Annotated in this window: 26 protein-coding genes; 12 read left to right on the forward strand and 14 right to left on the reverse strand. The window is 68.6% G+C overall.

What is annotated here, in order from left to right; genetic code table 11:
- Nucleotides 1–7 precede the first annotated feature (7 nt).
- From VXD91_RS28530 to VXD91_RS28555, 6 genes are all read left to right on the forward strand, one after another.
- Nucleotides 8–757, forward strand: coding sequence for an O-methyltransferase (locus VXD91_RS28530; protein WP_346416949.1), 750 nt, complete (start codon nucleotides 8–10; stop codon nucleotides 755–757).
- 259 nt (nucleotides 758–1,016) lie between these two features.
- Nucleotides 1,017–1,670 carry a TetR family transcriptional regulator gene (locus tag VXD91_RS28535; protein WP_346416950.1) on the forward strand — a complete coding sequence of 218 codons (654 nt, stop codon included), beginning with the start codon at nucleotides 1,017–1,019 and terminating at the stop codon, nucleotides 1,668–1,670.
- Nucleotides 1,667–2,590 (forward strand): ABC transporter ATP-binding protein, encoded by a 924-nt coding sequence (locus tag VXD91_RS28540; protein WP_346416951.1) that lies wholly within the window; start codon nucleotides 1,667–1,669, stop codon nucleotides 2,588–2,590. The genes VXD91_RS28535 and VXD91_RS28540 overlap by 4 nt, the downstream gene beginning before the upstream one ends.
- Nucleotides 2,587–4,224 (forward strand): ABC transporter permease, encoded by a 1,638-nt coding sequence (locus tag VXD91_RS28545; protein ID WP_346416952.1) that lies wholly within the window; start codon nucleotides 2,587–2,589, stop codon nucleotides 4,222–4,224. Before VXD91_RS28540 ends, VXD91_RS28545 begins: the two co-directional genes overlap by 4 nt.
- Nucleotides 4,225–4,232: 8 nt before the next feature.
- Nucleotides 4,233–4,907, forward strand: coding sequence for an isoprenylcysteine carboxylmethyltransferase family protein (locus tag VXD91_RS28550; RefSeq protein WP_346416953.1), 675 nt, complete (start codon nucleotides 4,233–4,235; stop codon nucleotides 4,905–4,907).
- Nucleotides 4,908–4,979: 72 nt separating this feature from the next.
- Nucleotides 4,980–5,570 carry a DUF4126 domain-containing protein gene (locus VXD91_RS28555; protein WP_346416954.1) on the forward strand — a complete coding sequence of 197 codons (591 nt, stop codon included), beginning with the start codon at nucleotides 4,980–4,982 and terminating at the stop codon, nucleotides 5,568–5,570.
- Here VXD91_RS28555 and glgC read toward each other — a convergent pair.
- Nucleotides 5,567–6,781, reverse strand: a complete 1,215-nt coding sequence (gene glgC, locus VXD91_RS28560) for a glucose-1-phosphate adenylyltransferase (protein WP_064857802.1) — start codon at nucleotides 6,779–6,781, stop codon at nucleotides 5,567–5,569. The two genes, VXD91_RS28555 and glgC, sit on opposite strands and share 4 nt — an antisense overlap.
- Nucleotides 6,782–6,858: 77 nt before the next feature.
- On the opposite strand from glgC, the gene glgA reads away from it, so the two are divergent.
- Entirely contained in the window at nucleotides 6,859–8,028 is a 1,170-nt protein-coding gene (gene glgA, locus VXD91_RS28565) for a glycogen synthase (RefSeq protein ID WP_346416955.1), read from the forward strand.
- Nucleotide 8,029: 1 nt separating this feature from the next.
- On the opposite strand, the gene VXD91_RS28570 is transcribed toward glgA, so the two are convergent.
- From VXD91_RS28570 to folP, 5 genes are all read right to left on the reverse strand, one after another.
- Nucleotides 8,030–8,197 carry a DUF3117 domain-containing protein gene (locus VXD91_RS28570; RefSeq protein WP_005059648.1) on the reverse strand — a complete coding sequence of 56 codons (168 nt, stop codon included), beginning with the start codon at nucleotides 8,195–8,197 and terminating at the stop codon, nucleotides 8,030–8,032.
- A gap of 153 nt (nucleotides 8,198–8,350) precedes the next feature.
- Entirely contained in the window at nucleotides 8,351–8,932 is a 582-nt protein-coding gene (locus VXD91_RS28575; protein ID WP_212812639.1) for a DNA-3-methyladenine glycosylase I, read from the reverse strand.
- A complete protein-coding gene (locus VXD91_RS28580; RefSeq protein WP_060999033.1) occupies nucleotides 8,929–9,234 on the reverse strand; it encodes a DivIVA domain-containing protein in 306 nt (101 codons plus the stop codon). The genes VXD91_RS28575 and VXD91_RS28580 overlap by 4 nt, the downstream gene beginning before the upstream one ends.
- A 46-nt stretch (nucleotides 9,235–9,280) precedes the next feature.
- Complete coding sequence (locus tag VXD91_RS28585) at nucleotides 9,281–10,213, reverse strand: glucosyl-3-phosphoglycerate synthase (protein ID WP_212814938.1); 933 nt, start codon at nucleotides 10,211–10,213, stop codon at nucleotides 9,281–9,283.
- A gap of 5 nt (nucleotides 10,214–10,218) precedes the next feature.
- Nucleotides 10,219–11,043 (reverse strand): dihydropteroate synthase, encoded by an 825-nt coding sequence (gene folP, locus VXD91_RS28590; protein ID WP_346416973.1) that lies wholly within the window; start codon nucleotides 11,041–11,043, stop codon nucleotides 10,219–10,221.
- Nucleotides 11,044–11,268: 225 nt separating this feature from the next.
- On the opposite strand from folP, the gene VXD91_RS28595 reads away from it, so the two are divergent.
- A complete protein-coding gene (locus VXD91_RS28595) occupies nucleotides 11,269–12,093 on the forward strand; it encodes a hypothetical protein (RefSeq protein ID WP_346416956.1) in 825 nt (274 codons plus the stop codon).
- A gap of 85 nt (nucleotides 12,094–12,178) precedes the next feature.
- On the opposite strand, the gene fadD6 is transcribed toward VXD91_RS28595, so the two are convergent.
- Together fadD6 and VXD91_RS28605 are read right to left on the reverse strand one after the other, a co-directional pair.
- Nucleotides 12,179–13,960 carry a long-chain-acyl-CoA synthetase FadD6 gene (fadD6, locus tag VXD91_RS28600; RefSeq protein ID WP_346416957.1) on the reverse strand — a complete coding sequence of 594 codons (1,782 nt, stop codon included), beginning with the start codon at nucleotides 13,958–13,960 and terminating at the stop codon, nucleotides 12,179–12,181.
- 11 nt (nucleotides 13,961–13,971) lie between these two features.
- Nucleotides 13,972–14,535, reverse strand: coding sequence for a TIGR00730 family Rossman fold protein (locus tag VXD91_RS28605; protein ID WP_212812643.1), 564 nt, complete (start codon nucleotides 14,533–14,535; stop codon nucleotides 13,972–13,974).
- A 53-nt stretch (nucleotides 14,536–14,588) separates the two neighbouring features.
- Here VXD91_RS28605 and VXD91_RS28610 point away from each other — a divergent pair, with 53 nt between their 5' ends.
- Both VXD91_RS28610 and VXD91_RS28615 read left to right on the forward strand, forming a co-directional pair.
- Entirely contained in the window at nucleotides 14,589–16,295 is a 1,707-nt protein-coding gene (locus VXD91_RS28610; RefSeq protein WP_346416958.1) for an AAA family ATPase, read from the forward strand.
- A 71-nt stretch (nucleotides 16,296–16,366) separates the two neighbouring features.
- Entirely contained in the window at nucleotides 16,367–17,224 is an 858-nt protein-coding gene (locus VXD91_RS28615) for a type VII secretion target (protein ID WP_346416959.1), read from the forward strand.
- A 124-nt stretch (nucleotides 17,225–17,348) separates the two neighbouring features.
- On the opposite strand, the gene abc-f is transcribed toward VXD91_RS28615, so the two are convergent.
- From abc-f to VXD91_RS28645, 6 genes are all read right to left on the reverse strand, one after another.
- Complete coding sequence (abc-f, locus tag VXD91_RS28620) at nucleotides 17,349–18,938, reverse strand: ribosomal protection-like ABC-F family protein (RefSeq protein ID WP_346416960.1); 1,590 nt, start codon at nucleotides 18,936–18,938, stop codon at nucleotides 17,349–17,351.
- Between the two features lie 143 nt (nucleotides 18,939–19,081).
- A complete protein-coding gene (locus tag VXD91_RS28625; protein ID WP_029121642.1) occupies nucleotides 19,082–19,444 on the reverse strand; it encodes an RNA-binding S4 domain-containing protein in 363 nt (120 codons plus the stop codon).
- Complete coding sequence (gene dapE / locus VXD91_RS28630; protein ID WP_346416961.1) at nucleotides 19,441–20,505, reverse strand: succinyl-diaminopimelate desuccinylase; 1,065 nt, start codon at nucleotides 20,503–20,505, stop codon at nucleotides 19,441–19,443. The genes VXD91_RS28625 and dapE overlap by 4 nt, the downstream gene beginning before the upstream one ends.
- Nucleotides 20,506–20,622: 117 nt before the next feature.
- The gene (locus tag VXD91_RS28635) at nucleotides 20,623–21,903 is read right to left on the reverse strand and encodes a GAF domain-containing protein (RefSeq protein WP_346416962.1); all 1,281 of its coding nucleotides are present in this window, start codon (nucleotides 21,901–21,903) and stop codon (nucleotides 20,623–20,625) included.
- Nucleotides 21,904–21,926: 23 nt separating this feature from the next.
- Nucleotides 21,927–22,721 carry an acetoin reductase gene (locus VXD91_RS28640; protein ID WP_346416963.1) on the reverse strand — a complete coding sequence of 265 codons (795 nt, stop codon included), beginning with the start codon at nucleotides 22,719–22,721 and terminating at the stop codon, nucleotides 21,927–21,929.
- A 14-nt stretch (nucleotides 22,722–22,735) separates the two neighbouring features.
- A complete protein-coding gene (locus VXD91_RS28645; RefSeq protein WP_346416964.1) occupies nucleotides 22,736–23,782 on the reverse strand; it encodes a 2,3-butanediol dehydrogenase in 1,047 nt (348 codons plus the stop codon).
- A gap of 114 nt (nucleotides 23,783–23,896) precedes the next feature.
- On the opposite strand from VXD91_RS28645, the gene VXD91_RS28650 reads away from it, so the two are divergent.
- Nucleotides 23,897–25,711 carry an NAD(P)/FAD-dependent oxidoreductase gene (locus tag VXD91_RS28650; RefSeq protein ID WP_346416965.1) on the forward strand — a complete coding sequence of 605 codons (1,815 nt, stop codon included), beginning with the start codon at nucleotides 23,897–23,899 and terminating at the stop codon, nucleotides 25,709–25,711.
- Between the two features lie 136 nt (nucleotides 25,712–25,847).
- Entirely contained in the window at nucleotides 25,848–26,780 is a 933-nt protein-coding gene (dapD, locus tag VXD91_RS28655; protein WP_318986210.1) for a 2,3,4,5-tetrahydropyridine-2,6-dicarboxylate N-succinyltransferase, read from the forward strand.
- Nucleotides 26,781–26,819 lie beyond the last annotated feature (39 nt).

Genomic DNA, 26,819 nt, shown 5'->3' on the forward strand with positions numbered 1-26,819 from the left:
TGCGCACATGTCCAGCACCGATGACCCGACGGTTTCGGCCGGTAGCAACCAGCCTGATCCGGCGCAGCCGGCCCCGGCGGCACCCGCGCAGGCACCGGCCCAGCCCGTCGCTGCTGCCGCTCCCAAAGCGAGCACGGCCGAGGCCATCGTCAAGCACGCCGAGCGGTCCATCACCGAGGAACCCATCACCGCCGCGGCCCGGGAGCGGGCCGAGGAGAGTGGGGCCAACCCCGTCACCCCGGCGGTCGGCGCACTGCTGAGCGTGCTGGCGAAGATCGCGTCGGCCAAGGCCGTCGTCGAGGTCGGCACCGGCGCCGGCGTCAGCGGGCTGTGGCTGCTGTCCGGCATGCGCGAAGACGGCGTGCTGACCACCATCGACATCGAGCCCGAGCATCAGCGGCTGGCCAAGCAGGCGTTCGTCGCCGCGGGTGTCGGGCCGTCGCGGACCCGGCTGATCGTGGGCCGCGCGCAGGAAGTGCTCACCCGGCTGGCCGACGAGTCCTACGACCTGGTGTTCATCGACGGCGAGCCCGTCGACCAGCCGCAGTTCGTCACCGAGGGCGTCCGCCTGCTGCGACCGGGCGGCGTGATCGTGGTGCACCGCGCCGCGCTCGGCGGCCGTGCCGGCGACGCCGCCGCCAATGACCGCGACGTGACCGCCGTGCGGGAGGCCACCCGCGCCATCGCCGAGGACGAGCGGCTGACCCCGGTCCTGGTCCCGCTGGGCGACGGGCTCCTGGCCGCCGTCCGCGACTAGCCATTCCCGCGAGCGTGCGTGTCTGCACCTAGACACGCCGCTCCACCCGTGCTGTTCGCGCACGTTCGCCGCCGCTGAGCGGGACCAAAATGCACACGCCTGACGGCGTGGCGGCTGCAGACACGCACGCTCGCCGCTGGATCAACGGCCGCCAAGCACCGGCTCACGCCGTGCCGTTGACGTCGCTGTCGAATCTTTACGGGCTCTTGACGGGTCAGATCCTTGACGACCGACTGAACGCGCGTTTAGCGTATTGAACATGCGTTCAGTCGAGGACCTCACCACCGTCGCCCGTATCCGCGATGCGGCCATCGAACAGTTCGGCCAGCACGGGTTCTCGGCCAGCGTCCGCAGCATTGCGACGGCCGCCGGAGTCAGTGCGGCGTTGGTGATCCACCACTTCGGCTCCAAGGAGAAACTGCGCGAAGCCTGCGACGCCTACGTCATCGAGACCGTCCGGGCCGCCAAGACCGCGTCGATGCAGAACGCCAGCCCGAGCGCGTGGTTCGCGCAGCTCGCCGAGATCGAATCCTTCGCACCCATGACCGCCTACCTGATGCAGGCATTTCAGACCGGCGGCGAACTGTCGAAGTCGCTGTGGCAGAACATGATCGAGAACACCGAAGGCTATCTCGAAGAGGGCGTCCGCGCCGGCACCATCAAGCCGAGTCACGACCCCAGGGCGCGCGCCCGCTTCCTGGCACTGACCAGTGGCGGCGCCTTCCTGACGTACATCCAGCTACACGACAACCCGAAGGACTACCGCCAGGTGCTGCACGACTACGCGCAGGACATGGTCCTGCCCGCACTCGAGCTGTACACCGAGGGCCTGATGGCCGATTCGACGATGTACGAAGCCTTTCTGGCACAACAGGAATCAGGCCAACCCATCGTCACCAGCACTGAGGAGTGAATGTGAACGCCGCTATCGAAATCGACACCCTGACAAAGAGCTTCGGGGCGGTCCGGGCACTCGACGGACTGAACCTGAGGGTCGAGCGGGGCGAGGTGCACGGCTTCCTTGGGCCCAACGGCGCAGGCAAGTCGACGACGATCCGCATCCTGCTGGGGCTCGTCCGCGCCGACTCCGGTTCGGTCCGGCTGCTCGGCGGTGACCCGTGGACCGACTCCGTGGCATTGCACCGCCACATCGCTTATGTGCCAGGCGATGTCACGCTGTGGCCGACGCTGACCGGCGGCGAGACAATCGATCTACTGGCCCGGATGCGCGGTGGCATCGATGAAAAACGCCGCGCCGAACTCACCGAGCGGTTCGACCTGGACCCCACCAAGAAGACCCGTACGTACTCCAAGGGCAACCGGCAGAAGGTCTCCCTGGTCTCGGCTTTCGCCTCCAACGCCGACCTGCTGTTGCTCGACGAACCCAGCAGCGGCCTGGATCCGTTGATGGAGAACGTCTTCCAGCAGTGCGTCGCGGAGGCCGCCGGCCGCGGCACCACCGTCCTGCTGTCGAGCCACATCCTGGCCGAGACCGAGCGACTGTGCCAGCGGGTGACGATCATCAGGGCCGGCCGGACCGTCGAGAGCGGAACGCTGGAGTCGATGCGGCACCTGTCGAGCACCACCATCAAGGCCGACATGATCAACAACCCGGGCCGGATCGACCACCTCCCAGGGGTTTCCGACATCTTCTTCGACGGCCGGATGCTCACGGCCCGCGTCGAATCGGAGAGTCTCGGCGCGGTCATCAAGGCACTCGGCGACGCCGGTGTGCGCTCACTGGTGAGCCAGCCGCCCACGCTGGAGGATCTGTTCCTGCGGCACTACGACAGTGGCCGGAACCGCCGCGAACCCGAGCAGGTGCGGGCATGACCGCCGTCCTGGACCGCCCGGCCCGGCCCGCCCGACCGGCCGCCGGGGCCTCCAGCTTCACCGGAACCCTTGGGCTGCTTCGTCTTTACCTGCGCACCGACCGTATCGTGCTGCCCCTGTGGGTGCTGCTGCTGTCTCTGCCACTGTCCACGGTGTACATCGGCAGCATCGAGGCCGTCTACCCCACCGCGGCGGCCCGCGCCGGGTTCGCGGCGAGCATCATGGCCAGCCCGGCCCAGCGCGCGATCTACGGCAACATCTACAACGACAGCCTGGGCGCGGCCGGCATCTGGAAAGCCGGCATGTTCCACGTGTTGATCGCCGTCGCCGTGATCCTCACGATGATCCGGCACACCCGCGCCGATGAAGAGGCCGGCCGCACCGAGCTCATCGACTCGACGGCCGTCGGCCGCAACGCGAGCCTGACCGCCGCGCTGCTGTTGACCGGTGGCGGCTCGCTGCTCACCGGTTTGCTCGGCTTCCTCGGCCTCCTGAATACCGATGTGCCCGTGGCGGGTTCACTGGCGTTCAGCTGCGCGCTGGCCGCCTCCGGGTTGGTGTTCACCGCCGTCGCCGCCGTGGCCGCGCAGCTCTCGGCCGGCGCGCGCGTCGCCCGCGGTATCGCCTTCGGCGTTCTCGGCGCCGCGTTCACACTGCGCGCGGTGGGCGACGCCAGTGGCAGCGAACTGTCCTGGGCATCTCCCCTGGGCTGGTCACTGCTGGTCCGCCCGTATGCCGGTGACCGGTTCGGTGTGCTGGCGCTGCACGTGACGCTGACCGTCGCCCTGGTGGTACTGGCGTACCAATTGCAGGGCGCCCGCGATGTCGGCGCCGGGATGTTCGCCGAGCGACGCGGCCGGCCTCGGGCCACCGGAATGCTGAGCGGCCCAACAGGGTTGGCCTGGCGGCTGACCCGCGGCTCGGTCCTGGTATGGACCGTCGGGCTGGGGCTGTACGGGCTGCTCGTCGGCAGCGTCGTACACGGCATCGGCGACGAGCTGGGCGGCAGCGGCTCGGCACGCGACATCATCACGCGTCTCGGCGGTACCAGCGCACTGGAGGAAGCGTTCGTCTCGATCGCCTTCAACATGCTCGGCATGGTCGCCGCCGCGTTCGCGGTATCGCTGGCCCTGCGGCCGCATCAAGAGGAGACCGGCCAGCGCGCCGAGACGTTACTCGCCGGAGCCGTGAGCCGGATCCGTTGGCTGACCGGCTATCTGGCGATCGCGCTCGCCGGCACCACGGTCGCGATGCTGACGTCGGGCCTGCTGGCCGGCCTGACGTACGGCGCGGCGGCCGACGACATCGGCGGCAAACTGCCCCTGGTGCTGGGTTCGGCAGCAGTGCAGCTGCCCGCCATCTGGCTCCTGATCGCAGTGACGACCGTGTTGTTCGGGGCGGCGCCGCGATTCGCCCCGGTGGCGTGGGGCGCCCTGGTCGGCTTCATCGCGGTGTACCTGCTTGGCTCGCTGGCGAATTCACCGCACTGGGTGCTGGACCTCGATCCGTTCAGCCATATCCCGCGGGTCGGTTCGGGCAGCTTCACCGCGACGCCGCTGGTCTGGCTGCTGGCTCTGGACGCAACTCTGATCATCCTGGGCGCCTTGGCTTTCCGGCGCCGCGATCTACGGTAGGAGAAATCATGAAACTCGCTTTGCAGGCGCTCGCCTCGGCGGCCGGGGGCATCGTCTTCTTCGCGGTGCTGCTGTGCGTGCCGGCCGGCACCATCCACTATTGGCAGGCTTGGGTTTTCATCGCGGTCTTCATGGTCGCCACCATGGGCCCGAGCATGTACCTGGCCATCAAGCACCCCGAGGCGCTGGCGCGACGGATGCACGGCGGCCCGACGGCCGAGACCCGCCCGATTCAGAAGGTGGCCATCTGGGCGATCCTCGCGTCCGTGATCGGGACCGGCATCGTCAGCGCACTCGACTGGCGTTTCGGGTGGTCCTACGTGCCGACGGCCGTCGTCATCCTCGGCAACGTCGTCGTCGCGGTGTCACTGCTGGCGGCCCAGTGGGTCGTCATCCAGAACAACTTCGCGGGCGCGAGCATCTCGGTCGAGGAAAACCAGCCGGTCATCTCCACCGGCCTGTACGGCATCGTGCGGCACCCGATGTACATCTGCGCGCTGATCATGATGCTCGCGACCCCGCTGGCGCTGGGCTCCTACTGGGGGCTCATCCCGGTGCTGGCCGCCGCCCCGGCGCTCATGGCGCGCATCTTCGACGAGGAGAAGATGTTGCGCGCCGAACTGCCCGGCTACATCGACTACACCCGCAAGGTCCGCTACCGGTTGCTCCCCTACGTCTGGTGACACCGCGGGATTTGTGCACGAAAATCCGCGGACAGCGCGGGAAATCGTGCACAAGTCCCGGAGACTGATCGGGTGGAACTGTTCACCGGGCTCGGTCTCGCCACCGCGTCGGGCCTCAACGCCTACATTCCCCTGCTGGCGATGGGCCTGCTGGGACGCTTCACCAACCTCGTGGAGCTCCCGCACCCGTGGGCGTGGTTGACCAACGGCTGGGTGATCGGCATCGTGGCCGTGCTGTTGGTCGTCGAGATCGTCGCCGACAAGGTGCCCGCCCTCGACAGCATCAACGACGTCATCCAGACGTTCGTGCGGCCGACCTCCGGCGGCATCGTCTTCGGCTCCGGCACGGCCGCACAGACCGCTGCCGTCACCGATCCCGGCGCGTTCGCCAGTTCCGGTCAGTGGATTCCCGTGGTGATCGGGGCCGTCACCGCGCTCGTGGTGTCGCTGACCAAGTCGACGGTGCGGCCGGTCGCCAATGTCGCCACCGGCGGGCTCGCGGCGCCCGTGCTGAGCACGGTGGAAGACGTGGCCAGCGTCGGGCTGGTGATCGTCGCGATCGTGCTGCCGGTGCTGGTTGTCGTCGCGCTCGCGCTGCTGGTCTGGGCAGCGGTGGCGCTGCTCCGCCGCAGACGCCGCCGGACGCCCGATGCGGCCGTCTAGATCCAGACGCCCTTACCGACCGCGACCACCCCGCCGGCACTGACCGAGAAGCGTTCGCGGTCCTTCTCCAGGTCCACGCCGACCATCTCGCCCGGGCCGACGACGACGTTCTTGTCCAGGATGGCGTGCCGCACCACGGCACCGCGACCGACGCGGGCGCCGGGCATGATCACGCTGCCCTCCACGATGGCGCCGTCGTCGATCACGACGTTGGACGACAACACCGAATTGCGCACCGACGCAGCCGAGATGATGCTGCCCGCGCCGACGACCGATTCCTGCGCCGAGCCGCCGTTGACGAACTTGGCCGGGGCCAGATGCTCCGACTCACCGAGGATGGGCCAGCGCCGGTTGTAGAGGTTGAACACCGGGTGCACCGACACCAGGTCCATATGGGCGTCGTAGAACGCGTCGAGCGTGCCGACGTCGCGCCAGTAGCCGTGGTCGCGCTCGGTGGCGCCGGGCACCTCGTTGTCGTTGAAGTCGTAGACGGCGGCCATTCCGTCGGCCACCATCTGCGGGATGATGTTTCCGCCCATGTCGTGGTCGGAGTCGTGGTTCTCGGCGTCCACCCGGATGGCGTCGATGAGCGCCTTGGTGGTGAACACGTAGTTGCCCATGGAGACGAACGTCTGCTCGGGGTCGTCGGGCGTGCCCGGCGGGTCGGCCGGCTTCTCGACGAAGCTGCGGATGCGGCCGGACTCGTCGGCGTCGATGCAGCCGAACGCCGACGCCTCGGCGCGCGGCACCCGGATGCCGGCGACCGTCGCGCCCGCTCCGCTCTCGATGTGGAACCGCACCATCTGCTCGGGGTCCATGCGGTACACGTGGTCGGCCCCGAAGACCACGATGTAGTCGGGGTCCTCGTCGTAGATGAGGTTCATCGACTGATAGATGGCGTCGGCCGAGCCGGTGTACCAGCGCGGGCCCAGGCGCTGCTGCGCCGGGACCGGGGTGATGTACTCGCCGGCCAGGCCCGACAGCCGCCAGTTCTGCGAGATGTGCCGGTCCAGCGAGTGCGACTTGTATTGCGTCAGAACACAAATCCGCAGGTATCGGGCGTTGACGAGGTTCGACAGGACGAAGTCGATGAGGCGGTAGGCGCCGCCGAACGGGACGGCGGGCTTGGCGCGGTCCGCCGTCAGCGGATACAGCCGTTTGCCCTCACCGCCGGCCAAGACGATTCCCAGCACCTGCGGCTGTTCCCTCATGCCACCAAACCTAGTAGCCACCAACCGAAGCGGCCAGACATACGCCCCAACCCGTCGCACGCGTTAACGTCATCGACATGCGGGTGGCGATGATGACGCGGGAGTATCCACCGGAGGTTTACGGCGGCGCGGGCGTGCATGTGACCGAGCTCGTCGGGCAGCTCACGAAGCTGTGCGACGTCGACGTGCACTGCATGGGCGTACAGCGGCGGGACGCCTTCGTGGCCCAGCCCGATCCCCTGCTCGCCGGCGCCAATGCGGCCCTGACGACGCTCTCGGCAGATCTGGCGATGGTCAACAACGCGTTCGCCGGGCCGGCTGCCATGCCGAACGTGGTGCATTCGCACACCTGGTACACCGGGATGGCCGGGCACCTCACCGCGCTGCTCCACGGCATCCCGCACGTGCTGACCGCGCACTCGCTCGAGCCGCGGCGGCCGTGGAAGGCCGAGCAACTCGGCGGCGGCTACCGCATCTCCTCGTGGGTCGAGCGCACGGCGATCGAAGCGGCCGACGCCGTCATCGCGGTCAGTGCCGGCATGCGGGCCGACGTCCTGGCCACCTACCCGCAGCTGGACCCCGCGCGAGTGCACGTGGTGCGCAACGGGATCGACACCGACGACTGGTATCCGGTCGAGGCGGGCCAGACCCTGGTTGACCTCGGGATCGACCCGGACCGGCCGATCGTGGCGTTCGTCGGGCGGATCACCCGGCAGAAGGGTGTCGGTCACCTCATCGCGGCGGCCCACCGGTTCGACCCCGACGTGCAGCTGGTGCTGTGTGCGGGCGCACCCGACACCCCGGAGATCGCGGCCGAGGTGGCGGCCGCGGTGAAAGAGCTCAGCGCGACGCGCGCCGGCGTGCACTGGATCCAGGAGATGCTGCCGCTCGAGAAGATCCGCGAAATCCTGGCGACGGCAACAGTTTTCGTCTGTCCGTCGGTCTACGAACCGCTCGGCATCGTCAACCTCGAAGCGATGGCCTGCGGCACCGCCGTGGTCGCCTCGGACGTCGGCGGCATTCCCGAGGTGGTCGACGAAGGCAGCACAGGGTCACTGGTGCACTACGACGCCGCGGATGCGGTGGGGTTTGAGACAGGGCTCGCGGACGCGGTCAATGCGTTGGTCCGGAACCCGGAACAGGCCCGCGCGTTCGGGCAGGCCGGCCGTCGGCGGTGCATCGAGGAGTTCTCCTGGATGCAGGTCGCCCAGCAGACGCTCGACATCTATCGGAGCGTCTGCGGCTGAACTAGCTGGTGACGTTCTTCAGTTCGTCGCCCAGGGCTGCGGCCTCATCCGGGGTCAGCTCGACCACCAGACGACCGCCACCCTCCAGCGGTACCCGCATGACGATGCCGCGCCCCTCTTTGGTTGCTTCCAGTGGACCGTCGCCGGTCCGGGGCTTCATCGCCGCCATCGGGTGCTCCCTCCGCACGCGCCCGGACCGCATCCACGGTCCCGGATCAAGGCCGGATCTACCCACTCAGTGGGTCGGATCACGGCACTGAACTGCAACTGAACTATGTCTATTGTTCCCTATCGCTACCTGAGGGTGTGAAAGACCCGCCCGTCACGCCTCCGACAAGCTGTAACGGGGCACCCAACAGGCCTCGACATGGTCGTCCACCATCCCGGTGGCCTGCATCAACGCATACGCCGTGGTCGGGCCGACGAACCGGAAACCGCGGCGCTTCAGCTCCTTGGCCATGGCCACCGATTCCGGTGTGGTCGCCGGAACCTGCGCCAGGTCGGCCGGCCGCGGCCGCGCCGGTGGCGCGAACGACCACAGCAGCTCGTCGAGGTCCAGGCCCCCGTCGATCACGCGGGCGTTGGCGATGGTCGCCTCGATCTTGGCGCGGTTGCGGACGATGCCCGGGTCGGCCAACAGCCGGTCGATGTCCTTCTCCCCGAAGCCGGCGACCGTGGCCACGTCGAACCCCTTGAACGCCGCCCGGAAGTTCTCCCGCTTGCGCAGGATGACCAGCCACGACAGGCCGCTCTGGAACGCCTCCAGCGAGACCCGTTCGAACAGCGCCTGGGTGCCGCGCAACGGACGGCCCCATTCGGTGTCGTGGTAGTCGCGGTACAACACCGCGTCCGCCGACTCACCGATGTTGACCCACCCGCAGCGGGTCCGCTCGGCACTCGTCACTGCTCGGCGTCCGCGGTCTGCGCCCGCAGCGTTGTCAGCTCGCCGCGCAACGAGTCCAGTTCCTGCGCCAGCCGGTCCAGCACCCAGTCGACCTCACTGGTCTTGTAGCCGCGCAGGGTCTGCGTGAACTTGACGGCGTCGACGTCGGCGCCGGTGACACCGGATGCGGGTAGCACGGTGGCCGTGGTGCCGCGTGCCAGCGGCGGCAGCTGCTCGCTGCGACCGAACAGCACGGTGCCCAGCGCGAAGAGCACCACCGCGACGAGGATCAGCACCACGAGGTAGATCAAAATCAGTGTCACACCGACGATCCTGCCGGATGGCACCGACAAGCGCCGCCAGGGCGGGTCAGCGCAGGGTGTTCATGGCGGGACGGTCGATCAGTGACACCGTCGACGTGCGCGGCGTGAAGGTGTCACCGTCGGCGAAGAACTGCGTCAGCCCGACGCCCGAGTCGCTGATGCCGCAGCGCGACAGCAACGTCGCGATCACCTGACGGCTCATCGAGGCCAACTCGTTCAACGGCCGGTTGCGGTGCGTGCGCACCCCGAGATTGACCTGCGCGATGGCGTCGAGGCCCAGCTTGTCGTAGGTGTCGATCAGCAGACCGATCTCGACGCCGTAGCCCGGCGCGAACCCGACCGACGTCAACAGCTCCCGGGTACCGGCGTATTCGCCGCCCAGCGGCTGCAGCAGGCACGTCAGCTCGGGCCGCAGGGATGCCAGCAGGGGCCGTGCCACGAGTTCGGTGACCCGGCCGCCGCCGTTGGCGTCTTCGGTGCCGCCGACCTTCAGCGGCCGCCGGTAGAAGCCCTTGACCAGATGCACCCCGTCGGCGAGCAGCAGGGGGCCCAGGAGCTTGGGCACGAACATCGGGTCGGGGTCGAGCAGGTCGGAGTCGACGAACACGATGATGTCGCCGGTGGTGGCCGCCAGCGAGCGCCACAGCGCCTCACCCTTGCCGGGCTGTACCGGCACCTCGGGCAGCGCCTGTTCCCGGCTGACGACCCGGGCGCCGGCCTCGATGGCACGCAATTCGGTCTCGTCGGTGGAACCGGAGTCGAGCACGACGAGCTCGTCGACCAGACCACCCAGCAGCGGGCTGATGCTGTCGATGACGTCGGCGACGGTGTCTTCCTCGTTCAGCGCGGGCAACACGACAGAGACGGTGCGGCCGGCCTTGGCGGCCTCGAGCTCGGCGATGGTCCACGCCGGCCGGCTCCAGCTGCGTTCGGCCAGCCACGCATGGCGAGCGATGGATTCAGCAGTCATCTCGGGCATTAGGGTCACGCGAGTCCCCTCACTGTTCGGCTCGGTGGACGCCCGCCCTGGATCGACGCGACCATTTCCAGCACGCGTCGGGTGGGGCCCACCTCGTGCACCCGGAACATGGCGGCGCCGTCAGCGGCGGCGAGTGCCGTCGCGGCCAGCGTCCCCTCCAGGCGCTCGGTCAGTTCGACACCTAAAGTCTCCCCCACGAAATCCTTGTTACTGAGGGCCATCAGGACTGGCCATCCGGTATTTACAAGATCTTTTACGTGGCGCAACAAACTAAGACCGTGGTAAGTGTTCTTGCCGAAATCGTGCGTCGGGTCGATCAGGATGGCGTCCCGCGCGACGCCGACATCGACGGCGTGCTGCGCCGCTGAGGTGACCTCGGCGATGACGTCGTCCACCACACCCCGTTCGGTGACGCCGTAGTTGACGCGAAAGGGCCGGGTTCGCGGCACGGCCCCGCCAGTGTGCGAGCAGACCAGCCCGGCGCCGAATTCGGCGGCCACCTCGGGCAGTCCCGGATCGGCGCCGGCCCAGGTGTCGTTGATCAGGTCGGCCCCGGCCGCGCAGGCCTGCTTGGCCACGTTCGCGCGCCAGGTGTCGACGCTGATGAGTTGGTCGGGGTACTCGCCGCGGAGCCATTCGATGAACGGCACGACGCGCGCGATCTCCTCTTCGGCGTCCACGGTGCTGCCCGGACCCGCTTTGACGCCGCCGATGTCGATGACGTCGGCCCCGTCGGCGATCTTCTGGTGCGCGGCGTCCTTGGCCGCGCCGTCGCTGAAGGTCGCCCCCCGGTCATAGAAGGAATCCGGGGTGCGGTTGACGATCGCCATGATCAGCGCGCGATCGCCGGCCACCTGGCGACCCAGGAACTGGCCCCTTGCGGAGGACTGCACGACTCCCAGGCTATCGGGCTGCCGCAAATCCGCTGATTCCGCGGCCACCGCTGTGGCAAATGCCGCGAAGTGTAGGGAATTCCCTGATTCGAGGAGGTGCCGCGGTCAATAGGTTCGATTCACGTCCAATCGGATCGAGAGCAAACTCCCAGGAGGCCGCAGATGAGCAAGCGAGCACTGTATTTGACGCGCGTCGCCGTCGTTGCCGCGATGACGAGCTTCCCCGTGTTGGCACCGGCGCCCGCCGGGGCCTTACCCAACGGTCTCGACGTGAACTGCAATCAGGAACCCGGCGAGATCACCACCGCGATCTGCGTCATCAGCGGCTGCCCCCGGGTGCACGGCGACTATGTCGTCGACGCGGTGCACTGGAAGATCGACGGCGGCGAGCAGCAAGAAGAGGGCTTCAAGTGCATCAACGGCGCGACCACCCGATTCACGCTCGGCGGCGGCCCGGGTGCCCACTGGAACATCGCGGTGCAGGGGTGCCGCAAGAAGGATCTCGAGGGCGACTGGTGCGGTCCGTGGTCGAACACGACGTTCACCATGCCCGGGGACGCGAAACCCACCCCAAAGGCACCGCCGGTCGTGACCCCGCCACCGGCGGAGAAGCCCCCGGTGCAGTGCCCCGCGGGCTCGCCCACCCCGACGGTGCCGGCCGGCCAGACCTGCGCCCCGATTCCTGACGTCACCAACGCCATTCAGGCGTCGTTCGGTGCACCCGGCGTGTCCAGCATCGCGTTCAACGTCACCAACACCTCCAACATCACGGCGACGTGCAACTACACCGCGACAGCGGATTCGATCAACCCGCTGGTCCCGAAGAAGACGACGCGGCAGTTCAACGTTCCCGCCAACGGCAGCCACACCGAATCCTTCAGTGGCGCACCAACATTGAGCACCTACAACGTGGTGCTGTCGTGCAAGGACGCCAGCGGCAAGCAGAAAGCCGAACTCGGCCACGTCGAGACGTCGGTGACGTGGTGAGCAGCTGACCAAATTCGGCTCGCCACCATGTGATTTGTGCACGATTTTCCGCGGTAAGCGCGGAAAATCGTGCACAAATCCCTGACTAACGCGGCTTCTTGCCGTCCTTCACCTCGGCGGGGTACTCGGGGTAGAACGGCACGTAGCCCTCGTCGCGGCCGGCCAGCACGTAGATCGGGTCCTTCACCTCGTCGCCGTAGCCCTGCTTGCGCAGGTCGACCTTCTGGCTCTTGAACGTCGAGGTGTGTGCCAGGGCGGGCACGACCCGGATGAACAGCGGTACCGCGTAGGCGGGCAGGTGCTCGAAGCCGGCCTTGGCCAGGCGGGCTCCGTCGAACTCGGCGCCCTCGCGCAACTGCACCGACGCCATGCCGGCGCGGCCGCCGCAGCCCGGCACCTCGACGCCGTACACCGTGCACTCCTCCACCTGGTCGTCGGCGCCGAGCGCGGCCTCGACCTCGGTGGTGGCGACGTTCTCGCCCTTCCACCGGAAGGTGTCGCCGAGACGGTCGGCGAACGCGGCATGCGCGAAGCCCTGCGACCGCATCAGGTCACCGGTGTTGAACCAGACGTCGCCGTCCTTGAATGCATTGCGCACCAACTTCTTCTCGCTGGCGGCCTTGTCGGTGTAGCCGTCGAACGGCTGCAGGTTGTTGACCTTGCTGAGCAGCAGGCCCGGCTGGCCGCGCTTGACCTTGCGCAACCGGCCGTCGGGTCCGCGGGTCGGCTCGCCGGTCTCCAGGTCGTATTCCACGTAGACGACGGGCGACGGGCAGATGCCCGTCGTCTTGTCGATGTTGAAGACGTTGACGAAGCCGGTGTTGCCCTCGCTGGCGGCGTAGAACTCGCACACCCGCTTGATGCCGAAGCGCGAGGTGAACTCGTCCCAGATGGCGGGGCGCAGCCCATTGCCGGCGATGACCCGGACCTTGTGTGCCCGGTCGGTGGGCTTGGGCGGCTGGTTCAGCAGGTAGCCGCAGATCTCGCCGATGTAGATGAACGCGGTGGCGTCGTACTTGATGACCTCGTCCCAGAACCGCGAGGCGGAGAACGACTTGCCCAGCGCGAGCGCCGCACCGGCGTTGAGGGCCGACGACGTCGCCACCGTCAGCGCGTTGTTGTGGTACAGCGGCAGGCAGCAGTACAGGGTGTCGCTGCTGTTCAGACGCAGCCCCAACCCGCCGAACCCGCCGAGGGCGCGCAGCCACCGGTAGTGGGTCATGACACTGGCCTTGGGCATGCCGGTCGTGCCCGAGGTGAAGATGTAGAACGCCTTCTCCTTGGCCAGGATCTGGCTGGTGCCCACCGGGTTGGCGGTCGACTGGCCGACGGCCTGCTCGCGCAGCTCCTCGACCGACATGAGACCCGCGGTCAGCTCCGGAGCGGCACCGCACTCGATGACGGGCTCGTGGAAGTCCGGCTCGGTGACGAGCACCTTGGCGCCGAGCAGGCCCAGGCTGTGCGCCAGCACGTTGCCGCGCTGGTTGTAGTTGATCATTCCGGCGATCGCGCCGCACTTGACCGTCGCCAGCATCAGCAGGACGGCGTCCGGCGAGTTGCGCAGCATGATGCCGACGACCGAACCCGGGCCGACGCCCTTGGCCGCCAGCACCGCCGCGTAGCGGTTCACTGTCGCGTTGGCCTGGCCGTAGGTGATGCGCTGGTCCTCGAACTTGATGAAGACCTTGTCCTTGTTGGCCTCGGCGCGTTCCTGGAAAACCTTGCCGATGGACGTCTTCGCCGTCGGGGTCGCACCGAAGCCGGTGATCAGGCCGCGCAGGATCACCGGGGCGTCGGACAGGAAACCGGGCAGTTGCTTAGCAATATCGAGCAGCCCGACGCCGGTGCGTGATGTCTCGTCACTCATGCCCGGTGAGCCTAGTGAGCGATGTCACGCGGCGCACAAGCAGCCATGGCCGCGTCCACGTCTTTCACGACGATGAGCCGGTCGAGCGCGGCCCGCTGGACATAGCCGGTGTCGACCAGCGTGTGCAGCCACGCCAGCAGGCCGTCGTAGTGGCCGTGCGGGTCGAGCATCACCAGCGGCTTGTCGTGCATGTTGAGGTAGCCGGCCGTCCAGGCCTCGAAGAATTCCTCGAGGGTGCCGATCCCGCCCGGCAGCGCGATGAACGCGTCGGACCGGTCCTCCATGATCTGCTTGCGCTCGCGCATGGTGTCGGTGACGATCAGCTCGCTGGCGTTCACATCGGCCAGCTCACGGTGCACCAGCTTCTTCGGGATGACACCGATGGTGCGGCCGCCGTTCTCCCGGGCTCCGTCGGCGACGGCGCCCATGGCCGAGACGTTGCCGCCGCCGGACACCAGCGTCCAGCCCCGGGCCGCGATCGCCCGGCCGACATCGCCGGCGAGGGTGAGCAATTCGGGATGACGGGGACCAGCGGCGCAGTAGACACAGACGGCGTAGGCGTTTTCGGTTGTCACACCGCAACGCTAATCGAGCCGTGCCGGGCATCGCGCAGCCATAGGATCGGACCGTGGTGCTGAGCCAGCTCGAAGCGGGCGTCGAAACCCGGTCCGGTGCGCTGCTCACCGGTGCCCGCGGGTCCGGCAAGACCACATGGGCACGGGCCGCATACGACGAGCTGGCGCCCGGCTTCGAGCGCGCCGCCTGGATCACCGGCACCGCGGCCGACTCCCGCGTACCGTTCGGCGCCTTCGAGCGGTTGTTCACGGTGCCCGAGACCGGCCGGACGGTTCAGGTGCTGAGCGCGGCCCGCGAGGCCCTCGGGACCGGACTGCTGTTGGTCGTCGACGACGGGCATCTGCTCGACCGGTTGTCGGCGTCGCTGGTCTACCAGCTCGCGGTGTCGGGAGCGGCCCGGGTCATCGTCACCGCGGAATCGAATCAGTCTCTGCCCGAGGGCATTTCGTCACTGGTACGGGACCGGCTGGTGGTGCCGGTGACCGCCGACGGGCCGGTCCCTCCTGCCGAGTCCCCCGCTGCCGACCCGCTGCCGGCGCCGGACGACGACGGTGTCGTCGGCCGGCTGCGGCGTGCGGTGCGGGCACTCGACGGCGGTGACGCCCTACCCGTCGCCGAGCTGGCTGCCGCCGCCGACGATGCCCTGCGGCTGGGTGATCTCGAGCTGGCGGAACGCCTGGGCCGCGCCGCGCTGCCGGGCGGCGGCCTGGCCACCCGGGTGACGCTGAGCTACGCCCTGGCCTGGCAGGGTCGCGGTCCGGATGCCGATGCCGTGCTGGCCGAGGTCGACGCGACCGCACTGACCGAACCCGCGTTGCTGATGTGGGCGCTGCCCCGCGCGGCCAACCAGTTCTGGATGCTGTCCGAGCCCGAGCGGGCGACGGCCTTCCTGCGCACCGTCCGCAGCCGGGTCCAGACGCCGACGGCGCAGGTCACCCTGGACGCCTTGTCGGCGACGTTCGCGATGAACGCGGGCAATCTCAATCGGGCGATGCAGCTGGCCGACTCGGTGCTGTCCAGTCCTGATCCGAGCGATACCGCCGTCGGCTGGGCGGCATCGGCGGCGGCGCTGAGCTGTGCCCGCACGGGCCGGTTGACCGAGGTGGACGGCCTCGCCGAGCGCGCGCTGGCCGCCGGCCAGCCGGGCCTGTTGCGGTTCACCAGTGGCTTCGGGCAGACCACGGCCCTGCTGTTGGCCGGTGAGCCCGACACCGCGCAGCGGCTGGCCCGGGAGCTGATCGATTTCACGCAGTCCCAACAGCCCGGGCGGGCCATCGGTGAGGTGCTGTTGGCCGATGTGTTGATCTCGCGGGGCGAACTCGACTCGGCGATCGAACTGCTCGAGAACGCGGCGAAAGCGCTGGCGCGCACCGGTTATTCGTGGGGCCCGCTGGCATGGATGCTGCTGGCGCGAGCCCTCGGACAGCGCGGGGCGACCGCCGAGGCGGGCCGGGCACTGGCCCGCGCCGAGGCCAGGCACGGCTTGAAGTCGATGTTGTTCGCTCCCGAACTGGCCCTGGCTCGCGCCTGGACCAACGCGGCGCGGCGGGACCGGCACGGCGCGATCGCCGCCGCCCGCGAGGCGTTCCGTGCCGCCGAGCGCGGCGGCCAGTCGGCCGTGGCGCTGCGTGCGTTGCACGACGCGGCGTTGTTGGGCGATGTCCGCGCCGCAGACTGTTTCGGCCGCGTCGGCGTCGACTGTGCGTTCGCCAGGCAGGCTCGCGCGGTGGCGGCGGAGGTTGCCGCCGATCGCACCTGACCATTTGCCGCAGGGCAGGTCGTCGACGCCGCCATAGGATTGACCGCAACAGATCTTCGAGGGGTCAGGTCATGGGCGATCCGCTGTACGTCAATACCGAGGGTGTGCTGGGCATGGCCCGGGTGCACGACGCCGTGGCGGCCGGGCTCGGTCAGCTGCAGAACGGCGCGGGTCTCGGCCAGTCGGTCGGCCCGGCCGGTCCGGCGGCGACGCACGGGCTGATCGCCCACGGCATGAATTCGGCACTTGGTGGGGTCATGGCGCGACGCGACAGCATCCTGCAGTCGACGGGCGCCGCCGGTCAGCAGCTGTCCGAGCAGCTGCACCGTGCCGCCGAGGCCTACCGCGCCGGTGACGAGCAGGGTGCGCGTGGGCTGTCCTCGGCCGCCGAGGGCATTCCCGGCGGTGGTGGCGGTGGTGGCGTCAGTGCCGGCGCGCCCGGGGGACTCGGTGCCGCGGTGCCGGGTTCCCCCGCCGCCGGTGGTGGTGACGCCGCGCAGACGCTCGGGCAGGTGGGCCAGCAGGCCGGTCAGATCGCGCAGGGTGTGGCGCAGACGTTGGGCCAGATTCCGGGGCAGATCGCCCAGGGCGTGAGTGGCGTGTTGGGCGGGCTGCTCGGCGGACTGGGCGGGGCTGACGGTGTCGGCGCCGGCCATGCGGCGGGCACGGGACTGGGCGGACCGCGCGGCTCGGGCGGCGTGGATTCCGTTGGGGAACATGACAAGCCGGACATTGACGACCGGGACCGGGAACGCCGGGATCCCGAACGCCACGAGAAGGGTGACGACGACAGGCGGATCCTGTCGGTCGAGCACCGCGGTCCGGCAAGCGGCACCGGCGACGGGAGCGGAGATCCGGCAGCCGGTCCGTCGGGCGTCGCCGCTCCCCCGCCACGCCGCCCGGCCCAGACCCGGCCGCAGGACATCTAGATCGGGCCGGGCCTCACCCGGTGACCCGGAGCTGTCACCAAACCCGACATTGTCAGCCGATGTTGACAGTTTCAAATCGCAAGCGCCGCAGGAGAGCCGACACGCGGACCCGTGCACGCCGGTTTCACTCCAGCGTCATCCGCCGCTCGATGCCGATCGCATCGAGGAAGCGCTCGTCGTGACTGACCACGATGAAGGCGCCGCGGTAGGCGTTGAGCGCCGACTCCAGCTGCGCCACGCTGACCAGGTCCAGGTTGTTGGTCGGTTCGTCGAGCAGCAGCAGGTGCGGCGCCGGTTCGGCGTACAGCACGCAGGCCAGTGTGGCGCGCAGCCTCTCGCCGCCGGACAGGACCGACACCGGTAGGTCAATCCTGTTGTCCTGGAACAGGAACTGCGCCAGCAGATGCCGCCTGCGGGTGATGCTGAGGGTCGGCGCCCAGGCCATCAGGTTCTCCAGGACACTGCGCTCCTCGTCGAGCAGGTCCAGGCGCTGCGACAGGTAGGCGATGCGGCCGTCGCCCCCGGTCAGGGTTCCGGCGTCGGGTTCGAGGTCGCCGTTGATCATCTTGAGCAGCGTCGACTTGCCCGCACCGTTCCGGCCGGTCAGAGCGATCCGCTCGGGTCCACGAATGTCGAGGTCGATTCCGTTGCCGGCGAACAACGTCCGGCCGCCGCGCTGGATGTTCAGGCCGGTCGCGCTCAGCACCGTCCGGCCTGCGGGCACTTCCGTGTCCGGCAGGTCGAGGGCGATGACGTCGTCGTCGCGCACCGCACGCTCGGCGGCGTCGAGGCGCGCCCGGGCATCGTCGACGCGCCGGGCGTGCACCTCGTCGGCCCGGCCTGCCGATTCCTGGGCATTGCGCTTGAGTTGTCCGGCAATGATTTTCGGCAGCCCGGCGTCCTTGACGTTGCGGGCAGCAGTGCCGGCCCGGCGGGCGGCGCGCTCGCGGGCCTGCTGCATCTGCCGCTTCTGCAGCTTCAGTTGCGACTCGGCGTTACGCATCTCATCGACAGCCGCTCGCTGCAATTCAGCGATCGCATCCTGGTACGCCGTGAAGTTGCCGCCGTAGAACTGGACGTCACCGTCACGCAGTTCGGCGATGCGGTCCATGCGGTCCAGTAGTGCACGGTCGTGACTGATCAGCAGTAGAACGCCCGGGTAGCGGTCCAGCTCGTCGTACAGCCGTTGTCGTGCAGCGGAATCCAGGTTGTTGGTCGGTTCGTCGAGCAGCAGGACATCGGGACGCCGCAGCAGTTGCGCGGCCAGGCCGAGGGTGACGACCTCACCGCCCGACAGCGTGCCGAGCACCCGATCGAGCGGGGCGTCGAGACCGAGCCGGGCCAGCTGCGCCGTGCTGCGTTCCTCGATGTCCCAGTCGTCACCGATGGTGGCGAACACGGCCTCGGAGGCGTCACCATCGGCAAGTGCCGCCAGGGCGGCCAAAACGGGTGCCACACCGAGCATTTCGGCGACGGTCAGATCGGTGGCGAACGGCAGTGTCTGCGGCAGGTAGCCGAGCGTGCCGTCGACGGTCACATTGCCGCCAGTCGGCTGCAGTTCTCCGGCAATGAGTTTGAGCAGCGTGCTCTTCCCGGCACCGTTGGGCGCAACCAGTCCGGTGTGACCGGCACCGACCGTGAACGACAGATCCGAGAACACTTCGGTGCCATCGGGCCAGGAAAACGACAAATGGGAACAGGTGATAGAAGACATGCAAGAGCTCTCGTGAGAGTGACAGGGCGAGGGCGTACTCCGGTTATCCGGAGATGTCTTCTCCCAGCATGTTTTCGGCCCACCTCGGTTGACAGCAGTTGCAAGACCCACAGTACTCACGGGCGCAACTGATTTATTGCCGCTCAGTACCCGCGCAACTGATCCAGCTGTCGCCGTTCACGTTTGGTGGGCCGGCCGGCTCCGCGATCCCGGACGGGCACTGCAGGCATCGTCTCCTTGGCCGGTGGCGGCGGGCTGCGGTCGATCAGGCATTCCGGCACGACGGCCGCGCCGACCCGCTTGGCGATCGGGCGGATGACCTCGACGATGCGCTCGCGGCCTTCCAGCCGGACCCGAACCTCGTCGCCCGGGCTGACCAGCTGCGCCGGTTTGACGGTGACGCCGTTGACGCGGACGTGGCCCGCCCGGCAGGCGGCGGCCGCCAAAGACCGGGTCTTGGTGATCCGGACGGCGAAAATCCAGCTGTCGACGCGGACGCTACTCAACTTGTCAGATACCGCCGCAGCATCTCGGTGACGGCGGTGATGTCCGCCGTCGTCACGCGCTCGTCGACCTTGTGCGCCAGGTTCGGGTCGCCCGGTCCGTAGTTGACGGCCGGAATACCAAGGGCGGCAAAGCGTGCCACGTCGGTCCAGCCGTACTTGGCCCGGACCTGTCCCCCGGCCGCGGCCACCAGCGCGGCGGCGGCCGGCTGCGTCAGACCGGGCAGCGCGCCGGCGGCGGAGTCGGTGAGCTCGATGCGGACATCGACACCGGCGAACACCTCGTGGACGTGCGCGAGGGCCTGCTCGACGCTGCGGTCCGGCGCGAACCGGAAGTTGACGGTGACCGACGCGGCGTCGGGGATGACGTTGCCGGCGATGCCGCCGTCGATCCGGACCGCGGACAGTCCCTCGCGGTAGACGCAGCCGTCGATGTCGACCGAGCGTGCCTGGTAGGCGGTGAGCCGGTCGAGGACGGCACCGAGCTTGTGAATCGCGTTGTCGCCCAGCCACGATCGCGCCGAATGCGCGCGGGTACCGGTGGCGTGGATGATGACGCGCAGGGTGCCCTGGCACCCGGCTTCGATGAGACCACCCGACGGCTCGCCGAGGATCGCGACGTCGGCTTTGAGCCAGTCGGGCAGTTCCCGCTCGATGCGGCCGAGACCGTTGGCGCTGGATTCGATCTCCTCGCAGTCGTACATGACGAGGGTGATGTCGTGCGTCGGCTCGGCGATGGTGGCCGCCAGGTGCAGGAACACCGCGTCGCCGGCCTTCATGTCGGAGGTGCCGCAGCCCCAGAGCTCGCCGCCGACGAGCCGACTGGGCAGGTTGTCGGCCGCCGGGACGGTGTCGGTGTGCCCGGCCAGCAACACGCGCGACGGCCGGCCCAGGTTGGTCCGGGCCAGCACCGCGTCGCCGTTGCGGATCACCTCGAAGTGCGGAGCCTGGGCCTTGATCGCGGCCTCGATCTCGTCGGCGATGAGCTGCTCGTGCCGCGATTCGCTGGGGATGTCGACCAGGGCGGCGGTCAGAGCGATCGGGTCGGCGGTGAGATCCAGCATTCAGCCAGATTAGCTGGTCACCTTTCACCCGCGAGCAGACGCAAAACTGTCGTTTTCACGGCCGAAAACGACAGTTTTACGTCTGCTCGCGAGGGAGAGTGCCCCAGCTCACGAGGTTCAGGCGACGGCGCGCAGGGCCCGGATGGCAGGCGCCGTCGAGGCGCCGAGCAGCGTCGAGCGGTCGGCCGGGTAGCGCACGTCGATGACGGCGTCGTCACCGAACCGGTAGGGCTTGCCGAGAATCAAGCCCGCCAACTGCTTTCGCATCCGGGACAGCTCGGCCCGCACCGTGACCACCCGGCTCCGGTCGCCGTACAGGTCCTCGGCGAGCTCCGATGCCGAGCGCCCGTTCCGGTGGATCGCCAGCACCAGCAGGATTTCGGCGTGCCGCAGCGAGATGTCGTGGCGCCAGCCGCCGAACTGCCCGGCCATCTCGAGGACCGGGGCGGCGCGCAGGTCCAGGACGACGCGGGTGGCGGTCGCGTCGTCGTCGGTCGCGGCGGTCGACGGCCGGACCAGCCACCCGCCGGGCAGCATCTCGACGTCGCACCGCCCGAGGGTCGGTATCCACGCCCGCCCCGGGGCCAGTTCGTCGGGCAGCAGAATCCGATTGTGCAGTGGCATCTGATCGACGGCGGCCACCCACCCGTCGGCGTCGACCGCCAGCGCCGGGCTGCCGATGCGGGCCAGGATGGGCGCGGCGACCATCCGCAGCCGGTTCAGCGTGCCCTCGTGCTGCTCGCGCAGGTGCGCTTCGGCCAGCCGGGCGACCGCGTCGACGAGCGCGACGGTGGTGGGATGCACCGTCGCGGCCGGGCCGGAGACGTCGACGACGCCGATGACCTGGCCGGTGCGCGGGTCACGGACCGGGGCGCCCGCGCAGGTCCAGGCGTGGTGGCTGCGCAGGAAATGCTCGGCGGAGAACACCTGCACGGCCCGGTTGGACGCCAGCGCGGTCCCGATGGCGTTGGTGCCGACGGCGCCCTCGCCCCAGTTGGCGCCTTCGACGAACCCGAGCCGGTCGGCCTTGCCCAGCACGGCCGCGGACCCGGACCGCCACAGCACACGACCCCGCGCGTCCGCCAGCACGAGGATGTTGTCGCCTTCGGCGACAATGGATTCCAGCCCGCGCGACACGTCGTCGAGCACGGCGAGCAAACCCGACGACTTGCGCAGCGCATCCAGACCGGACGATTCGATGACCGGCGGGATGTGGGTGTCGGGGTTGACGCCGCGGGCCAGCATCCGCTGCCACGACTCGCCGATGACGTCGCGGGGCCGCGCCGGCGCGCGGCCGCCGGACATGGTCGCGTCGTAGACAGCCGACATCAACCGCGCGTAACTGCGCGGGTCCTCGCCAACAGCTACCGCTGGTTCAGGCACGGCCGGGCTCTGCATCAACGCCGATTGTGCTCCGCATGTCAGCGATAAACCAGGCCGCCGTCGATGAGACCAGCCTGCCCGGTCATGTAGTCGGCGTCGGGCCCGGCCAGGTACGACACGAACCCGGCGACGTCATCCGGGGTTTCCGCACGGCCCAGCGCGATGCCGCCGACGAACTTCGCGTACGTCTCGCCGACCGGGGCGCCGGTGAGTTCGGCGAACCGCTTGTCGATCTCCACCCACATGTCGGTACCCACCACGCCGGGGCAGTAGGCGTTGACGGTGATGCCGTCGGCGGCGTGCTCCTTCGCGGCGGCCTGGGTCAGGGCGCGTACGGCGAATTTGGTGGCGCTGTACGGCCCCAGCATGGCGAAGCCGTCATGCCCGGCGATCGATGAGGCGTTGATGATCTTGCTGACCTTGCCGTGCGCCTGGTTGCCGAGTTCCTTGAATTTCGCGACCGCGGCCTGGATGCCCCACAGCACGCCGTCGACGTTGATCGACCACAACCGCTGCAGGTCCTCGGGCGTGACGTCGGCGAGCGGGCCGACCAGTGCGACACCGGCATTGTTGACCATGATGTCGAGCCCGCCGAGTTCGGTTGCCACATAGTCGACGGCGGCGAACACCTGGTCCCGAGCACTGACATCGGCGACGAAAGTGGTTAATTTGGAACCGATTTCGGATATCTCGGCGGCCACCTCCGCCAAGGGATCGGCTTCGACGTCGACGAGCGCGACGTCGGCGCCGTCACGCGCCAGCCGTAGTGCGATACCGCGACCGATGCCACGTCCGGCCCCGGTGACCAGGGCTACCTTTCCTGCCAATGTCATTGCTGTTTCTCCGCTCATCGCGTCGGGTCGACCAGAACTTTCATCTTGTTCCCCGCATGCAGGGCCTCGAATCCTTCGGAAACCACGTCACCGATCGGGATCTGGGCCACCCATCCGGTGGTGTCATAGGCGCCCTGCGCCATCAACGCGATGACGGCCTCGAAGTCGGCGCCCGTGTAACACAGCGAGCCCTGGATGCGGGACTCGTTCATCACCAGGTTCAAAAGCGGTGTCTGCAGCGGCTTTTCGTAGATCGCGACGCTCACCATCGGCTTGCGGGATCCGACGCACGCCAGTGCCGTCTCCACAGCGGGCGTGACGCCGGCGGCGTCGTACACCGCGTCGGCGCCGGCACCGTAGGTGTGGTCGGCGATGAAGCCGGGCACATCGATGACCGTCGGGTCGAGCGTGACGGCGCCGAGCGCTTCGATGGCCGCGCGGCGCGTCGGCGACGGCTCGACGACGAAGACCTCCTGAAGTCCCTTGCCGCGCAAGGCGAACCACAATCCGATACCGATGGGACCGGCGCCGAACACCATCGCGGTGTCACCGGGTTTGACGTCGCCGAGGGTCGCCGCGTGGTAGGCCACCGACATCGGTTCGACGAGCGCGCCGAGTTCCAGCGAGACGTTGTCGGGCAGCCGGTGCAGCATGTTCGTCGGCACCACGGTGTACTCGGCCATGCCGCCGTCGGACATCAGCCCGTGGAACCCGATCTGCTGGCACACGTTGTAGTTGCCTGCCGCACACGGGCCGCAGTGGTCGCATTTGTAGATCGGTTCGACGGCCACCCGGTCGCCCTCGCGCCAGTCCGTCACCCCGGCGCCGACCGCCGTGACGGTGCCGGAGAACTCGTGGCCCAGCGTGAGCGGGAGTTCCTGATGCGTCAGGGGGTGCGGCTGCGTGGGGACGAAGATGGGGCCGGCGTAGTACTCGTGCAGGTCGGTGCCACAGATGCCGTTGAATCCGACCTGTAGTTGCACCTGGCCCGGCCCGGGAGTCGGGATGGCGACGTCCTCGACCGAGACTTTGTTGGGTCCGTAGTAGACAGCAGCTCTCATGCGACCAGTTGTATGTGACCGCGGCCACACTCCGACAGAGTTGCAGGAGGTTGCAACGCTGCAACGTGATGCAACTCTTGTCGGGAGTTGCGCCCTGGCTGTGTCCTGAGTCACATGACCGCAACACTGGAACCCACCACCGCCATCTCGCCGCAGCAGCGCGTCGAGAACTGGCTCGCCAACTTCGAGGCGGCACTGGCCGCACAGGACATCGACGGCGTCGTCGGGATGTTCGCCGTCGACAGCTTCTGGCGTGACCTCGTCGCCTTCACCTGGAACATCAAGACCGTGGAAGGCCGCGACCAGATCGCCGGCATGCTGCGCGCACGGCTGGCCGACACCACCCCGTCCGGGTTCCGGACCCGTGAACCCGCCACCGCCGACGGCGACGTGACCTCGGCGTTCATCGAGTTCGAGACGGCCACCGGGCGCGGCTCGGGCCACCTGCGGCTACGCGGCGACGAAGGTTGGACGCTGCTGACCACGCTGCAGGAGCTCAAGGGCCATGAGGAGCGCAAGGGCGCGACGCGGGTGCTCGGCGCGGTGCACGGGTCCGACCCCGACCCGCGCTCGTGGGCCGAGAAGCGCGCCGAGGAAGAGGCGACGCTGGGGCGCGAGAAGCAGCCCTATGTACTGGTCATCGGCGGTGGTCAGGGCGGTATCGCGTTGGGTGCGCGGCTGCGGCAACTCGGCGTGCCGTCGATCGTCGTCGACAAGCACGAGCGGCCCGGCGACCAGTGGCGCAAGCGGTACAAGTCGCTGTGCCTGCACGATCCGGTGTGGTACGACCACCTGCCCTACCTGCCGTTCCCAGCCAACTGGCCGGTGTTCGCACCGAAGGACAAGGTCGGCGACTGGCTGGAGTTCTACACCAAGGTCATGGAGGTGCCGTACTGGTCGCGCACCGAATGCCTCTCGGCCACTTACGATTCCGAGGCCGGCCGATGGAGCGTCGAGGTGAACCGCGACGGCGAGCGCATGACGCTGCACCCGACCCAGCTGGTGCTGGCGACCGGCATGTCCGGAAAGCCAAGCATCCCAACGCTTCCGGGCCAGGACATCTTTGCCGGGGAACAGCACCACTCGAGTCAGCATCCGGGCCCGGACCGGTACGTCGGCAAGAGGGTCGTCGTGGTGGGGTCCAACAACTCCGCGCACGACATCTGTAAAGCCCTGTACGAGAACGGCGTCGACGTGACGATGCTGCAGCGCTCGTCGACGCACGTCGTGAAGTCCGACTCGCTGATGGAGCTCGGCCTCGGCGACCTGTACTCGGAGCGCGCGGTGGCCGCCGGCATGACGACCGAGAAGGCCGACCTGACGTTCGCGTCGCTGCCGTACGCGATCATGGCCGATTTCCAGCGACCGATCTACGACGCGATCCGGGTGCGGGACAAGGACTTCTACGACCGGTTGGAGGCGGCCGGCTTCGAGCTGGACTTCGGCGACGACGACTCCGGCCTGTTCATGAAGTACCTGCGCCGCGGCTCGGGCTACTACATCGACGTCGGCGCGTGCGAGCTGGTGGCCAACGGTTCCATCAAGCTGGCGCACGGCCAGGTGTCGCACCTGACCGAGAACGCGGTGGTGCTGGCCGACGGCACCGAACTGCCCGCCGACGTCGTCGTCTACGCGACTGGCTACGGCTCGATGAACGGCTGGGCCGCCGACCTCATGGGCCAGGAGATCGCCGACCGCGTCGGCAAGGTGTGGGGCCTGGGCAGCGGGACCGCCAAGGACCCCGGCCCGTGGGAGGGCGAACAGCGCAACATGTGGAAGCCGACGCAGCAGGAGAACCTGTGGTTCCACGGCGGCAACCTGCACCAGTCGCGGCACTACTCGCTGTACCTGGCGCTGCAGCTCAAGGCCCGGTACGAGGGCATCCCGACGCCGGTGTACGGGCTGCAGGAGGTCCATCACCTGCAGTGACGCGCGGTTCTCCCCGCTAGTCCTCTCCGCGAGCAGACGTAAAACTGTCAATTTCACCGCGAGAACGACAGTTTTGCGTCTGCTCGCGAGTGGGTGGTGCCCCCAGTTCAGCGCTGGTTCAGTAGCCTTTAGCAACGTGACTTCTTCTTCTGGTGCATCCGGCATCGGCATCGCCACCATCACCTCCGACGGAACCGTCCTCGACACCTGGTTCCCGGCACCCGAACTCAACGCCGACGCCGCGGCCGGCCCGGTCCCCGCTGAGCTGGAAGCCCTCGTCGGCACCGACGAGGACCGCGGCGTGCGCACCGAGATCGTGCGCACCACCATCGCCTCGCTCGACGACAAGCCCGCCGACACGCACGATGTCTGGCTGCGCCTGCACCTGCTGTCGCATCGCCTGATCGCGCCGCACGGCGCCAACTTGGACGGCATCTTCGGCCTGCTGACGAACGTGGTGTGGACCAACTTCGGCCCCTGCGCGGTCGAGGGCTTCGAGACCGTCCGCGCCAAGCTGCGTCGTCGCGGCACGGTCACCGTGTTCGGTGTCGACAAGTTCCCCCGCATGGTCGACTACGTGCTGCCGAGCGGTGTGCGCATCGCCGACGCCGACCGCGTCCGTCTCGGCGCGCACCTCGCGTCGGGCACCACCGTCATGCACGAGGGCTTCGTCAACTTCAACGCCGGCACGCTGGGCACCTCGATGGTCGAGGGTCGTATCTCGGCGGGCGTCGTCGTCGATGACGGCTCCGACGTCGGCGGCGGCGCGTCGATCATGGGCACGCTGTCCGGTGGCGGCAAGGAGGTCATCTCGGTGGGCAAGCGCTGCCTGCTGGGCGCCAACGCCGGTCTGGGCATCTCGCTGGGCGACGACTGCGTCATCGAGGCCGGCCTGTACGTCACCGGCGGCACCAAGGTGACCACCGCCGACGGCCAGACCGTCAAGGCCAAGGAACTGTCTGGCTCGAACAACCTGCTGTTCCGCCGGAACTCGGTCAGCGGCGCGGTCGAGGTCGTCAAGCGCGACGGCACCGGCATCACGCTCAACGAGGCGCTGCACGCCAACTAGAGTCTGCTCACCGAAAGTGAGCTTGTGTGCGTGGTTTCA

Origin of the sequence: Mycobacterium sp. SM3041 (assembly GCF_039668335.1) — a bacterium.
Taxonomy (GTDB): domain Bacteria; phylum Actinomycetota; class Actinomycetes; order Mycobacteriales; family Mycobacteriaceae; genus Mycobacterium.